The sequence below is a fragment of the Pseudomonas sp. P1_C12 genome, from assembly GCF_056406435.1.
The window spans coordinates 420,556-434,697 of sequence record NZ_JBFUAE010000001.1; the positions used below are offsets into that span (position 1 = coordinate 420,556).

At 57.9% G+C, this 14,142-nt stretch carries 14 protein-coding genes; 12 read left to right on the forward strand and 2 right to left on the reverse strand.

The features are described from left to right. The first annotated feature begins 181 nt into the window (after positions 1–181). From AC1D19_RS01985 to AC1D19_RS02040, 12 genes are all read left to right on the forward strand, one after another. Positions 182–2,149, forward strand: coding sequence for a DNA topoisomerase III (locus AC1D19_RS01985; RefSeq protein WP_477762177.1), 1,968 nt, complete (start codon positions 182–184; stop codon positions 2,147–2,149). 911 nt (positions 2,150–3,060) lie between these two features. Next, entirely contained in the window at positions 3,061–3,642 is a 582-nt protein-coding gene (locus AC1D19_RS01990) for an STY4534 family ICE replication protein (protein WP_477762178.1), read from the forward strand. A 71-nt stretch (positions 3,643–3,713) separates the two neighbouring features. Then, entirely contained in the window at positions 3,714–3,971 is a 258-nt protein-coding gene (locus tag AC1D19_RS01995) for a hypothetical protein (RefSeq protein ID WP_477762179.1), read from the forward strand. Positions 3,972–4,073: 102 nt separating this feature from the next. Continuing rightward, complete coding sequence (gene radC, locus AC1D19_RS02000; RefSeq protein ID WP_477762180.1) at positions 4,074–4,568, forward strand: RadC family protein; 495 nt, start codon at positions 4,074–4,076, stop codon at positions 4,566–4,568. A 52-nt stretch (positions 4,569–4,620) separates the two neighbouring features. Further along, positions 4,621–5,385 carry a DUF5983 family protein gene (locus tag AC1D19_RS02005; protein ID WP_477762181.1) on the forward strand — a complete coding sequence of 255 codons (765 nt, stop codon included), beginning with the start codon at positions 4,621–4,623 and terminating at the stop codon, positions 5,383–5,385. 88 nt (positions 5,386–5,473) lie between these two features. Next, on the forward strand, positions 5,474–6,016 hold the full coding sequence (gene pilL2, locus AC1D19_RS02010; protein ID WP_477762182.1) for a PFGI-1 class ICE element type IV pilus protein PilL2: 543 nt from the start codon (positions 5,474–5,476) through the stop codon (positions 6,014–6,016). Then, positions 6,013–6,684, forward strand: a complete 672-nt coding sequence (locus AC1D19_RS02015) for a chemotaxis protein (protein ID WP_477762183.1) — start codon at positions 6,013–6,015, stop codon at positions 6,682–6,684. The genes pilL2 and AC1D19_RS02015 overlap by 4 nt, the downstream gene beginning before the upstream one ends. A 9-nt stretch (positions 6,685–6,693) precedes the next feature. Next, positions 6,694–7,413, forward strand: coding sequence for a TIGR03759 family integrating conjugative element protein (locus AC1D19_RS02020; protein WP_477762184.1), 720 nt, complete (start codon positions 6,694–6,696; stop codon positions 7,411–7,413). Beyond that, positions 7,395–7,943, forward strand: a complete 549-nt coding sequence (locus AC1D19_RS02025; RefSeq protein WP_477762185.1) for a lysozyme family protein — start codon at positions 7,395–7,397, stop codon at positions 7,941–7,943. Before AC1D19_RS02020 ends, AC1D19_RS02025 begins: the two co-directional genes overlap by 19 nt. After that, positions 7,940–8,455 carry an integrating conjugative element protein gene (locus AC1D19_RS02030; RefSeq protein ID WP_477762186.1) on the forward strand — a complete coding sequence of 172 codons (516 nt, stop codon included), beginning with the start codon at positions 7,940–7,942 and terminating at the stop codon, positions 8,453–8,455. Before AC1D19_RS02025 ends, AC1D19_RS02030 begins: the two co-directional genes overlap by 4 nt. Positions 8,456–8,464: 9 nt before the next feature. Next, entirely contained in the window at positions 8,465–10,570 is a 2,106-nt protein-coding gene (traD, locus tag AC1D19_RS02035; RefSeq protein ID WP_477762187.1) for a type IV conjugative transfer system coupling protein TraD, read from the forward strand. 89 nt (positions 10,571–10,659) lie between these two features. Then, the gene (locus AC1D19_RS02040; RefSeq protein WP_477762188.1) at positions 10,660–11,391 is read left to right on the forward strand and encodes a TIGR03747 family integrating conjugative element membrane protein; all 732 of its coding nucleotides are present in this window, start codon (positions 10,660–10,662) and stop codon (positions 11,389–11,391) included. A 40-nt stretch (positions 11,392–11,431) separates the two neighbouring features. Here the strand turns inward: AC1D19_RS02040 and AC1D19_RS02045 are convergent, their stop codons facing one another. Then, on the reverse strand, positions 11,432–12,079 hold the full coding sequence (locus AC1D19_RS02045) for a hypothetical protein (RefSeq protein ID WP_477762189.1): 648 nt from the start codon (positions 12,077–12,079) through the stop codon (positions 11,432–11,434). Positions 12,080–12,718: 639 nt separating this feature from the next. After that, entirely contained in the window at positions 12,719–14,140 is a 1,422-nt protein-coding gene (locus tag AC1D19_RS02050; RefSeq protein ID WP_477762190.1) for an aminotransferase-like domain-containing protein, read from the reverse strand. Positions 14,141–14,142: the final 2 nt, after the last annotated feature.

The following is a 14,142-nucleotide window of genomic DNA, read 5'->3' on the forward strand; positions in this document are numbered from 1 at the left end:
GCTGAGCTGTTTTTTTACTCGCTGCTCGTGAAGACCCACCTGTCGTCCACACTACAAGCCGCCCCGGCCCATTCAAGCCTGCCCTCACCGACTAATATGAGGAACCTGTCATTCAGGTTTCTCATATCTCGCCACTGCTGTTTCCAACCACGCTGCTCCGAACTCAATCCGGAGCAGTTCTATGCGCCTCTTCCTCTGCGAGAAACCTTCCCAGGGTCGGGACATCGCCAAGGCACTCGGGGTCAATCGGCGTGGTGATGGTTGCCTGATCGGCACCGACTCAATCGTCACCTGGTGTATCGGCCACCTGCTGGAGACAGCACCGCCTGAAGCCTATGGCGAGCAATTCAAGAGTTGGTCGTTGGATCATCTACCGATCATTCCCGCGCAGTGGCAGGTCGAGGTCAAACCCAAGACCGCAGCACAGTTCAACGTCATCAAGCGTCTGCTCAGCGAAGCCACCAGCGTCGTCATCGCCACCGACGCCGACCGCGAAGGTGAAATGATTGCCCGCGAGTTACTGGAACTCTGCCGGTATCGAGGCCCCGTTCAGCGCCTCTGGTTGTCCGCACTCAACGAGGCGTCGATTCGCAAGGCACTGTCCTCGCTGAGGTCTGGGCAGGAGACCTTCTCGCTCTACCACTCAGCCGTCGCCCGAAGCCGCGCCGACTGGCTAATCGGCATGAACCTCAGTCGTTTATTTACCCTTCTCGGTCGGCGGGTGGGTTACGACGGCGTACTATCGGTTGGACGTGTCCAGACACCCACTTTACGTCTGGTGGTCGATCGGGATCGTGCGATTGCCAGCTTCGTCTCGGTGCCCTACTGGGAAGTGGAGGTGCACCTGTCCTCAATGGGGCAACCATTCATCGCGTCGTGGTTACCACCCAGCTCAGGGCAGGACGAGGTAGGTCGTTGCCAGCAACAAGCGCTGGCCATTCAGGCGGCCCATGAGATTTCTAGCGGTAAGACCGCCACAGTACTCTCGCTGCAGACTGAGCATTTCCGAGAACCGCCGCCCCTGCCCTTCGACCTGAGCACACTGCAAGAAGTCTGCTCGCGCAAGCTGGGACTCGGCGCTCAGGAAACCCTAAACACTGCCCAATCCCTGTATGAAACCTACAAAGCCACCACCTATCCACGCAGCGATTGCCGCTATTTGCCGGATAGTATGTTCAACGAGGTTCCCGCGGTATTCGATGCCCTGCTCAAAACGGATCCCGCACTACGGCCCGCACTCGGAAGCGTCGATCGATCATTGCGCTCACGGGCATGGAACGATGCCAAGGTCACCGCGCACCACGGCATCATCCCCACCACCGAACCCGCGAACCTTGCGCGGATGTCTCAACAAGAGCGCAATGTCTACGAGCTGATTCGTTACCACTACCTCGCGCAATTTCTTCCGCATCATGAGTTTGATCGAACCCAGGTCGAACTGGAGTGTGGCGAAGAACGATTGACCGCTGCTGGCAAACAGATTCTGGTTCAGGGCTGGAAAGGCTTGTTCTACGAAAACACCGAGGAGGATGAGCCCAGTCAAAAGCATCAAGTATTGCCCGTCTTGCAACAGGGTACTCGGTGCGCAGTGAACGACGTCGAACTCAAGCCCATGCACTCCGCCGCTCCCAAACCGCTGACCGAGGGCGATCTGATCAAGGCGATGAAAAACGTGGCCAAACTGGTCAACGACCCCCGCCTGAAACAGAAACTTCGGGACACCACCGGTATCGGTACCGAAGCCACGCGAGCCGGCATCATCAAGGGATTGATTGATCGCGGTTATTTGCTGAAGAAAAAACGCGCCTTGATGGCCTCTGCGGCGGCCCATACCCTGATCGAGGCGGTACCCGCTGCAATCGCAGATCCGGGTATGACCGCGATCTGGGAGCAGGCCCTGGACGAAATCGAAGCAGGGCGTCTGACTCTGGATGAATTCGTCGCCAAGCAGGCGAGTTGGATTGCGCAATTGGTCGAACACTGTGGAGCGCTCACCTTGGCGTTACCGGTAGAAACCGGTCCAGCCTGCCCCATTTGCAACGCCTCAATGCTCAGACGTAAGGGAAAATCAGGGCCGTTCTGGTCGTGCTCCCACTACCCGGACTGCAAGGGCACTGTGCCGATCAGCAAAAATGTGCCTCGTCCATGACTCATCATTGAAGATCAACTTGAATATTGGGGCGACCTTTAAGTCAACGCACTCTGCCTTGACGTCATCCCATCCTCTCTGCTGTAGTGCCTCAGGATCATCGCCAATGGCGACCCAAGACCGATTCGCTCCGGGTAGTTCGGTCGGACTCCTAGAGTTCGGGGCCATTTCTTCTGGGGAATTTCGTTCCCGATTTGTGCTCGACCTGATCACGGCGGCGGATGACCACTATTGCCTCTGCCAGGCAATAGTGGTCATCCGCCTCGGCGATCGTATTCAGCCCCGGAGCCCACCGGGGAAACATTGGGCACCCTTTGTGCGCGGATGCGTGCCAACAGCTTCCGACCCAGGCCACGACAAGGGTCGGTTGGCGAATCATGGCGCAGTTAAACCAAGTTTTGCGAGGAGCTTGTCGACTGCGTAAGACCGCCAAAGGTGGCTTTTCTCTTCCTCGCCTGGCGACCCGTCAGGCTCACTCTTCACTTTCTTCATTCCAGTGACTGCCACTGAATTCCGGCCATAAAAAACTGGGTTGCAGCGTCTTGACGCTCCCCTGGGACAGGCTTATACAAAGGGCGTGGTTCGCTGTCGTCGACAGCCCAGCCCAGGTAGCTTGAACCTTCAAGGCTACGCCACGTTCGTGGTGGTTTACCCAAGTGCGATCAGCGTTCGGAAGCCCGCACGGTTACCGCTTCAGCGGTGATGAATGCTCACTACCCCATGTTTGCGGACCACTACCGCAGACACTCCTCAGTTGCACCGCTTTCCCCGAGATGCAACGTTCTGATCGTCATCGGCTTGCCAGTGGCGAGTCGTTCATTGCTCGCCTTCACCATACCCACCCTGACGGGGGCTCACTTCCCCATCAGGGGCTGTGCGTCGCCGTTTTCCCTTGAAACAGGAGAACCACCATGGCCCACGCCAACCACTCCCAAGAAGCGACCACTTACTTCAATCTGCACACCGTCGGTATCGGTTATCTCAACCGTGTTCGTGAAGTACAAGTCCGCCGCGGCCAGCCATTCATGGCTTGCGATATCGCAGCCCTGCACGGTGCCACCGATGCGGTGGAGTACACCCGCTTCGACTGCAAAGTCGCTGGGGGCGAAGCTGAACGCTTGATTCGTCTCTATATGGACGCCGTCAAGGCCGAGAAAAAGGTCTTGCTGTCGTTCCGTATCGGCGACCTGTGGATCGATCCGTTTCTCTACGAGAAAGGCGATAAACAAGGTCAACCGGGCGCCAGTCTGAAAGGTCGTTTGCTGTTCATCGACTGGATCAAGATCGACGGCACGTTCGAGTACAAAGCGCCCGCCAGGCAGGAAGCAACAGCACCTGCTGAGCAAGCGCCCACCAGTGAGTCATCCCCATCATCGGCTGATGCCGAAGTTGAGGAGAGTGAAAACCCAATAGAAACTCGGGTCGAACCTGAATCTCCAGCTGCTCCCCGCACGGCCCGCCGTGATGCCACCCGTACCGTTCAGTCCGCCTGAACAGTCCACGATGTTCCCCATCAAGGCGCTCCGTCGAGCGCCTTTTCTTCAATCCGCACAGGGGAACCCTCATGGAATCCTTCTGGCTTTGCGACGACTGCCTGTTCGCTGTGGCTTACGAGGACTACAGCACGTTATCGCTCTACTACACGGCGGATGAAATCGAGAAACGCATTGCAGCGATGCAACGTGGGCTGGTTCGGTTGATGCCCATCAGTGCCGACTTCGATCCCGAAACCAGCCGGGGAATAAGAACCTTTTCCTCATCGCCCTGCGACGGCTGTGGTTCACCCCTGCACGGCCAGCGCCATCGATTCACGCGGCTGTAAACAGCGCGCCATCGACTAACGCCGGCGACTTCTATATCCACCTCGGGGACACCGTTCCCCACGGGCGTGTACCCCCTGATTGTTCCCTTCGGAGGTACCCCCATGAGCACTCAACTCACGCTGATTGAAACCTCGGATGTCGAGGCTGATCGAATCAGCCAAGAAAACCAGGTGATCGACGAGGCACTGCATATTCTAGATCGTCGGCTGTTCGCCCGCGGCCCTAACCTGACGTCACCTGGCGCCGTGGCCTCATACCTAAAACTGCACCTTGTGCAACAAGAGCATGAAGTCTTCGGTGTGATTTTTCTCGATGCCCAGCACCGCGTGCTGGCGTTCGAAGTCCTCTTTCACGGCAGCATTGATGGCGCCAGCGTTTACCCCCGACAGGTCATTAAGAGGTCCATGGCCCATAACGCGGGCGCTGTCATTTTGGTTCATAACCACCCCTCAGGGTGTACGGAACCCAGCCAGGCGGATCGCGTCTTGACCGCACGGTTGAAGGAGGCCTTGGCCTTGATCGAAGTGCGCGTACTGGACCATTTTATCGTGGGTGAAGGTCGTCCCCTCTCTCTGGCCGAACATGGCTGGCTTTAACCCTAACAGGCGCCTTCGGGCGCCTTGTTCATTTTCATTCTGGAGAACCCTCATGAACCCCACATACCTAGCCCCAGCCCTGCTGGCGTGCTCAAACCCATTTGCTCGCGGCTACGACAACCTGCATATCGAACGGCTGCTACTGATCACCTACGAAGACGACTGCCCTCCCTGCTTTCGCCCCGTGCACGACTCACAGGCCCATCTGCCCGACCATGAGCTGCAACTGTTCCCCTGTCTGTTCTATGACGATTTCGCCTTGATCAGCGAAGGTCAATCCATTCCGGATGATTTGGATGAGCGCTGCCCGTCCAACGGGCTGGTGCGCCAAGTGATCTACGCCGTGATGGGCGAAATGCTCAACGAGCGGCATCACCTCGGTGACCTGTACTCCCTGGAAGAGGCCCAAGCCATGGTCCATCGCTTGCGCTTCGAAACAGGACACTACAGTCGAGCCTGGGAGATCAGTACCGCACACCTTCCTGCAGAAGCGATGTTCTATCTGGAGGAGTGGGTCAGTAATACCGCTCCGAGGCAAACCGGGCTCTTGTTCGAGCTTTTCGCGTTGCCGGATTGCCACGGAATCGGTTGCAAACTGATCGGCACTCCATGGACAGACGACAACCTGCTGAGAATTGAGAGCAAACCTTATACAAGCCTGAGACAAGAACAACTCGACGCCGGTACGCCGGAAGCCTTGATCAACGTACTGTATCTGGCGGCATTGGCGGATGTGCGATTGTTGATCTTCGATCCCGACGCTGCCGTCTTGGATGGGCTCGCCATTTTTGATGAAGAGCAACACGTTCTGCTTTAACACGACCCATCGTGAATCACCTTTCTCACTGAATGGCTCCTTCACCTCATGTCAGGTTCTGCACTGAATCTGACATGAGGTTTTTTCCATGGAGCGTTTTTTCACGCCTGTCTGCCTGCTGGGTTTGATGAGCGCCTGCACCGCGCAAATCCCCAACCCATTGCCGACCCATCCAGAGATCGACAGTGGCTCCAATCGAGCCCAATTCTCGAAGGGCACAGCCGCAGGAAGCCATCCGGCAGAACTCCGCTATGGCCGCTATACGATGGCCAGCACCGAGCCCACCACGGAACAACGCGATCTCCTCGCTCAAATCATTGACGTGAGCATCCCGTCCAGCCTGAGCCCCTCAGTGCAGGATGCGTTGCAGTACGTATTGCAGCGCTCGGGCTATTCGCTCTGTCCCGATGCCGCGGCGGTGAAGGTGCTTTTTACCCGGCCTCTGCCCGCAGCCCATTACCGGCTCGGCCCGATCTCTTTGCGCCGCGCGCTGCAAGTGCTGGCGGGCCCCGCCTGGCAACTCACAAATGATGAAGTCAGCCGTTCGGTTTGCTTCGCACAGCTGAAAACAGTGGCCAGCGTCACGCCAACCACACCCATCTCGCCCCATCAGTCGGAGGCACGCCCATGAAAGCCTCGACGTTTCAAACCCTCATCATTGGGCTGCTGTGCCTGGCGGCCGCCGGGCTGAGTGGTGGTTTGTATAACCAGTTTCAGCGCGTGGCCGAGCTACACAGCACGAACACCCAATACCGACAAACCCTGGACACACTGCAACGTGATTCAAACGCCCTCAAGGATACGCAGGAGAAGCTGCAGTACGCACTGAAAGACCTGAAGCAGATGGTCGATACCGGTGAGCAACAGGCCAATACCCTTGATCCGATGGTGGATCAGTGGGCGCATGAGATACAGGAACTGCGTGATGGCCTGACAGCCCGCGCCACCGCGGCAGACATGACAGCGCTACGCGCACGCCTTGAACAGGTCGAGCATCAACTCTTGGACCTCAGGCCCCAGCCGTCACCCCCACCGCCGACGCCTGCCGCGACCAGAGCGAAAAAAACCGCTCGCCCCAAGCCCATCCCGCTCCCGCCACCGTTCTCAGTGTTGAGTGTCGAGTCCCGCGGGGGTGAGCGTTTTTTGGCAGTCGCACCTCCTGACAGTCGCTCGCTTATGGATGTTCGGCTGCTGCATAGCGGTGAGCAGCTCGGCGCCTGGCAGCTGAAAGTGCTGGCGCCGAACTCCGCCATCTTCGCGGTGGCCACTCAACCAGACCAGACCGTGCAACTCCCTTGAGAAGCGATCATGAACCGACCGCTACTGCCCACCGTTGTCTGTCTCGTTTCGCTGCTAGCCATGGGCGCTGCGATGGGCAACCCCGCCACGACACCGTCACGGATCCAGGACACGCAGTCCGCTCCCCTGGCACGCTCTCATTCTGAACAGGCTGCAAACTGGGGTCTGACCGAGCAGGAGTGGACGCGCTTCGAACAGATCCAAGCCGGACCGCGCGGTTTCTGGAGCCCGAACCTCGATCCGTTGACCGCACTCGGAGTCGAGGCCGAGACCGACCAAGAGCGCCAGCGCTATGCCGAATTACAAGTTGCGCTGGAAGCCAAACGCGCCGAACGCGAGTTGGCCTACCAAAACGCTTACACCACGGCCTGGGCCAAGTTGTTTCCCGGGCTGCTGCCGATCCAGGGCATGGCATCCCCGGCCCCTGCCAACTCGGCGGTCGCGTTGCGCCAAGCCCTGTTTGTGGAGGACCATTGCCCAGCGTGCACCGCCGAAGCGCAGCGTCTGCAAAGCAGTGATAACGCCTTCGATATCTACCTGGTGGGCAGCCAAGGCGAGGATGAACGCGTCCGTCGCTGGGCTCGGCAAGCAGATATCGATCCGGCCAAGGTGCAACGTCGGCAGATCACCCTGAACCATGACCGTGGTCGCTGGTTCAGCCTGGGGGCCCCGGGGCCATTGCCTGCCACATTTCAACAGGTGAATGGACAATGGCAACGCCTCGACTGAGTGGTATTGCGCTCCTGCTGACGGTGCTCGCCGTCCAGGCGGATGAACTCCCGCCTCCTGCCTACCAACTGGCGGCGCATGACGCCGACATCCCTTCTACGGTGCTGTTCGCGATTGCCCTGCAGGAGAGTGGTATCCGCGTCCGTGGTCGACTGCGGCCCTGGCCTTGGACGCTGAATATTGCCGGTAGCCCTTACCGCTTCGCCACTCGCCAAGCCGCCTGTCACGCCTTACTTCAGGCACTCGCCCGACATGACGCCAAGCGGGTCGATGTCGGTCTCGGGCAAACCAACCTGGGTTACCACGGACAACGCTTCTCTAGCCCCTGCGAAGCCCTCGACCCCTACCGAAATCTCGCCGTGACCGCCGCGCTGTTGCAGGAACATCACGCCACCACCGGTGATTGGGTGTCAGCGGCCGGACGCTATCACCGCCCGGCAGGAGGCGCGCCGGCCGCACGTTACCGTGCTGGCTTTTCCCAGAGACTCGAACATCTGCTGATTTCCTTTGAACAAGGCACATCACCATGAAGCGAATCTCCATCACCTGCTATGTCACCCTGCTCTTGGCACCTTTCGCCCAGCCGGAACTGACCGAAGCCGGGGATCAGCCTAGCGACTTTACCCACCCCCATTTTCAGGCTGCCAGGCCGCCCATAAACAACAAGCCCCAGCCTGATCGAGCCATGCGTGCGGACTTGTCCACGTTTGCCGATGAAGCCTGGATACTGCCCGTGCGCAGCTCTCACTTGAGCCCCGGCCAGATCACGTCTCGCGCCCTGAACATGCCGGGCTTGCGGCCATTTTTCCTGGTGGGTGAGGATGCCCACTCACTGGCTTGGTTGCGTCAACGTGCGACTGAACTGCAGGAAATGGGCGCGGCCGGTCTCGCCGTCGAAGTAACCGATACCGAAGCTTTGGCCCGGATTCGAGCAGCCGCTCCGGGCATCACCATCCTACCGGTCAACGGCAACGACATCGCCACCCGCCTGCAGATTGAGCACTACCCCGCCTTGATCACCGCCACCTCACTGGAACAGTGAGTCCAGACCATGGCCGAGCATGCGATGGAGTCCAAGCTCCGGCCGGCGGTTGAGCTGTACACCGTGGCAATCTGCATCGCGGCCGCGGTGCTGTGCGTGTACTCACCCTGGGCGGTGGCCCTGTCACCCGAGATCGGGCTGGTGGCGGCGCTAGCCTATGCCCTGTTCGGCCTGATCCGCCTGCGACAAGCTTGGGAGGTGCTGCGCTATCGGCGCAATATCCGCCGGCTGCCCCGCTACGAGCTGACCAGCCGACAGATTCCGGTCAGTCGCAAGCGTCTGTTCATGGGCCGCGGCTTTCGCTGGACCCGTCTGCACACCCAGCGCTTGGTCGAGGCCCAGGATCCGGCGGTCGCCCATTATGTCGACCAACCGCCCCGCTACCGCCTGGCCCGAGCACTCGAACGGCGCCTGGAGCATGCACCGTTTCCGCTTTCGACCCTGGCCCGTGCCACCGCCTGGGACAGCGCCTTCAATCCGTTGCGCCCTCTGCCCCCAGTCGGTGGCTCATCGCTGCTGCACGGGGTCGAGCCCAAAGAAACGGAAGTCAGTTTGCCCCTGGGTGAACGGGTCGGACACACCCTGGTGCTCGGCACTACCCGTGTCGGCAAGACGCGACTCGCCGAGGTGTACATCACCCAGGACATACACCGCGTTGAACACGAGGTCGTCATCGTCTTCGATCCAAAGGGCGATGCCGACCTGCTCAAGCGGATGTACGTCGAAGCCAAACGCGCTGGTCGGGAAAAGGAGTTTTATGTGTTTCATCTAGGCTGGCCGGAGATCTCCGCGCGCTACAACGCCGTGGGACGTTTCGGGCGCATCTCGGAAGTGGCGTCGCGCATTGCTGGGCAGCTCAGTGGTGAAGGCAACTCCGCAGCCTTTCGTGAGTTCGCCTGGCGTTTCGTCAACATCATCGCCCGGGCTTTGATCGAGCTGGGCCGACGCCCGGACTACCTGCAGATCCAGCGACATGTGGTCAACATCGACGCACTGTTCATCGAATACGCCCAGCAGTTTTTCGCCAAGACCGACCCGAAGGCGTGGGAAGTGATTGTCCAGCTTGAAGGCAAGCTCACCGAGAAGAACATTCCCCGGCATATGGTCGGGCGCGAAAAGCGCGTGGTGGCCATCGAGCAGTACCTGGCGGTGAAACGGGTATTTGATCCGGTACTGGACGGACTGCGTTCGGCGGTACGCTACGACCGTACTTACTTCGACAAAATCGTGGCCTCGCTACTGCCGCTGCTGGAGAAACTCACCACCGGCAAGACCGCCCAGTTACTGGCCCCCAACTACACCGATTTAGATGACCCGCGGCCAATCTTCGACTGGATGCAGATTATCCGAAAACGCGGCATCGTCTACGTCGGTCTGGATGCGCTGACCGACGCCGAGGTGGCCGCTGCTGTGGGCAACTCCATGTTCGCCGATTTGGTCTCGGTCGCGGGGCACATCTACAAACATGGAATTGACCATGGCCTACCCGCATCGGGCAGCAGCAGTGACAAACTGCCGATTAATCTGCACGCTGATGAGTTCAACGAGCTGATGGGGGATGAATTCATCCCACTGATCAATAAGGGTGGCGGCGCAGGTATCCAGGTAACCGCCTACACCCAGACCCTCAGCGATATCGAAGCGCGAATCGGTAACCGCGCCAAGGCTGGCCAAGTGATCGGCAATTTCAACACCCTACAGATGCTCCGCGTGCGTGAAACCGCCACCGCTGAACTGCTCACCCAGCAGTTGCCCAAGGTCAATGTGCTGACCAAAACCCTGGTGTCGGGCGCCACCGACACCTCCGATCCAGAGGCCAACACGGACTTCACCTCGTCCTCACAGGACCGTGTCAGCAGCACCAGTGTGCCGCTGATCGAGCCTGCTCATATCGTCAGTTTGCCCAAGGGGCAAATGTTCTCCTTCCAGGCCGGTGGGCAGCTCTGGAAAGTCCGCATGCCGTTGCCAAAACCCTCCAACGACGACGCCATACCCAAGGACCTACAGGAGCTCACCCAGCGAATGCGGGCCACCTACAACGCGCAGGCGGGGAAATGGTGGAGCGCTAGTGGCGGTGGCCCAACAACAAACTTCGATCTGGATCAGGTGGGGTAGCCCGCCCCGCCACAGGTTTCAATTCAGCAGAAAACGATCCAGAAGGAGTCGTGCCCACATCAACTCTGCAGCGCGCAATGGAGTGAACTATGGCGACTTCCGCCCAGAACACGCCGCCACAACCCATCCAGCGCCCAGGGCTGATCATCTCGGCGATCAGTCTGGTACTGCGCATCATCGGTTTGCTGATCGCCTCGTTGCTGCTCTCGATTCTGATTGAGTTTGCTGGCTTGCTGCTGTTCTGGGGTGATCAGGGCTGGCGGCATAGTCAGGCCATGCTAACAAGTGAGTTAGGTTGGCTCAGCGAGCACTTCGAATATTCACTTCTCATCCAACAGCCTGGGCCAACGATTGTCCAGTGGCTGGATTTCCTCAATAAGTGGCTGTTGGTCAAGACTGGCTTTGCTGATTTTGCCATGCAGGCGCGGGTGTCGAGCCAGGGCAACGGCTTCTGGAGCTGGATCAATCAGCTCTACGTGAGCATTGAGGATTTTGTACTGACGGCGGTGTATGTGACCTTTACCTTCCTGGTGCGCTTGACCATTCTAGTCTTGGCCACACCACTATTTTTGTTGGCCTCATTCACCGGTTTTGTCGATGGTTTGACGCGCCGCGACCTACGCAAATTTGGCGCGGGGCGAGAAAGCAGTTTTGTCTACCATCGTGCCAAACGTGCATTGATACCATTGCTGATCGTGCCCTGGGTCATTTACCTATCCCTACCCTTTACGCTCAATCCCTTAGCTATTTTTTTGCCTTGCACAGTGATACTTGGAACAGCAGTGGCGATCACAGCGACGACGTTCAAAAAATATCTCTAAGTGCTTAGTTAAGCTCTTTCCTACTTTAGATCTTCATCAATCATGGTTCTAACCAGGCAGCGAGCTTTTCAATCTCCTCGATCGCCAAATGCAAATCAGAGCGGGTCACATGGATTGTCGGATCGATGAGTAGATTACCGTCGCCATTTTCCATAAGTGTTTTCTCATGGTCACTGATGAACAGTGGGCTGGGGTATTTACCGATTGCGCCAGGTGTGTGACTGGCCCTTGTGTGCGTGATTTGATTGACATGCTGACTTGCATTTCTGGCCAGCACCACCTGCTCCAAGACGTCAAAATCCACAGGGCAGTTCGTCCAGTCTACGCCGAGCTTCTCAAAGCAGATCCGGTACCCGCTTATAAATCCCTTCTTAAAAACCTTCGGACCACATTCAGTTTCGCAGTCCAGTCCAGCGTTGCGCTCCAAGGTACGAAGGTAAACTTTCAAGCTCTCTGAGAGCATAGAGACGCAGGTTTGGCCGATAACCTCCAGTCCAGTCTGGGCCTGGAGCCATTCGTTAAGAAATGGTGGCTCATCGCTCATCGTCTCGGGATCCCATTCGGGTTCCTCGAACGGCGCATCCTTGGCATCAATCTTCCGAATTGTCTCTCGAAATGGTGCTCCAGCTTCATCGAAGTAGTGACGGATGAAGGCGGTACGCAACCCAAGAAAATATCTGACATCCACTCGATCTTCTCCATGGCTGATTCATGTGGTGCTGCGTACACATTCGGCCCCGTGGCCTGTGGGCCTCCCAGCGCTAGGGTCGAGTAGGGGCGAATGCTCTACCAGCAGCGAGAGACGTTCGTTCTCATCGCAGCTCTCGTATACCTGCCTCCAGCGTCGAAAGTCGTTCACGGAGTTGAAGAGTCCGCGCAGGAAATCACCAGCGCTCTCAATGTTACTGCTGAAGTCTGTCTCTCCGTTGATCAATGCGGCAGATCGGCAATAACCTGCCAATTTCTAGCGTAGCGACAGACAGCAATCGGCCGAGGCTGTGTAAAAACGCAGCCCCCGTTTTGCAGCCTGCGTAGCTACGTAAAATCTGCCAGCGTTTGGTTGGTCAGCAGACCTGAAATTTGCGTAGGAACGCGATTTTCGTTGCGGTTCTGACTGTCAAACTCGCACTAAAACGTTTTCACACAGCCAGGCCCGGCCATTGAGTTTGAATGAAGGAAATATGGCAATTGATCCAATAGAAATCCATGGAGCATGGCACTTTGACGGTCGAGGTGCCATGTCGCCAAAGCGAGTGTGATTAACCGTTCCCGATGGAAAGCCTGAGCACTTCAGGCTGATCGGGTTTGCGCCGAGAATATTTTCTACTCAATGGCCAAGCGGTCCGTCAGCTTCGCGCGCTAACAACTCATAAATCCGGTCGTCTATCGAATGCGCTACATTGAAGCGCATCCAGGGCACTACTCGAGCATCCGGCATAAACAATTGCCCGGGTGCGAGCAGGATTTTTTCATCCTTGACCTTCATGGCGAGTTCGGTGGAGTCCTCGATCAGCGGATGACGAGCCCACAGAAAAAGTCCTGCGTGTGGTTTGGCGAATATTTCCATTCCCACGGCTTCCAGCCTGCAAGCCACGGTTTCGTGAGCTTGCGCCAGATTGCTCTGCAGTTGTTTGATGTGTTTGCGATGCCGTCCCTGCAGCAGTACATCGAGCACCAATTCTTCGGCTATTGCCGAAGTGGTCAGGCCGCTGACCATTTTTAACGGCACCAGTTCGTCGATCAGTTCCTGGTGAGCGGCGATAAAGCCGACTCGCAGCGCCGGGGCGATGGTTTTGGAAAAACTACCGATATAGATCACCCGCGACAACTGATCCATGCCGGCCAACGCCTGTTGACCGGTCGGGTCGAGGTCGGCGTAGATGTCGTTCTCGACGATCAGGAAATCGTATTTTTCCGCCAGTTGCAGTAGCCGATGGGCGACTGCCAACGACAGGCTGGTGCCGGTGGGGCATTGCAGGCGGGTGTTGGTGAAAAATACCTTGGGACGATGAAGGTGAATGAGTTCTTCAAGTACGGCAAGGTCAACTCCGTCGCGGGTGCGCGGTACGCCCAGTAGCTTGGCCCCTTGCATATGCAGGTTGAGGAACAGGTTGTGATAACCCGGCTCGTCGACCAATACGTTGTCACCGCGTTGCACCAGGTAGCGCACCACCAAGTCCAGCGCATGGCTACCGCCGCTGGTCAACATGATCTGTTCCGGGTGCGCAGCAATGCGCGTGTCTGCCAGTTTTTCAGCCAGCTTGGCCCGTAATCGTGCGCAACCCTTGGCGAGTCCGTAGCCGGAAAAATCGCTCAATTCTCTACGGCCTATGGCACGCAGGCTGCGTTGCAGGCCTTCGTGATCGGTCCACTGCTCGGGTAACAAACCGACGCCGGGACGCAGCTCCATGCCCATTGGTTGAAAGACTTTTTGCAGCAGCAGATAGGCGTCGAAATCAAATTCGTTGTCTGTCACGGTTGTCGCTGGTGCGGGCTCGGCAAGCGTCCCGCACGACATGTCGCGCACATAGAAGCCAGCATTACGCACTGGTGTCAGATAACCGAGCGCAACCAGCCGATCATAGGCCTCGACCGCGGTGAAGTGGCTGACTTTGTGAGTCTGGGAAAATTTGCGAATAGACGGCAATTTGCTACCGGGGCGCAAGCGCTGCTCTTTGATCGCCAGGCTGATACCGGTGACGATCTGGCTGACCAGTGACACCTCCGAGCTGGGGTCTAAAAACATCATAG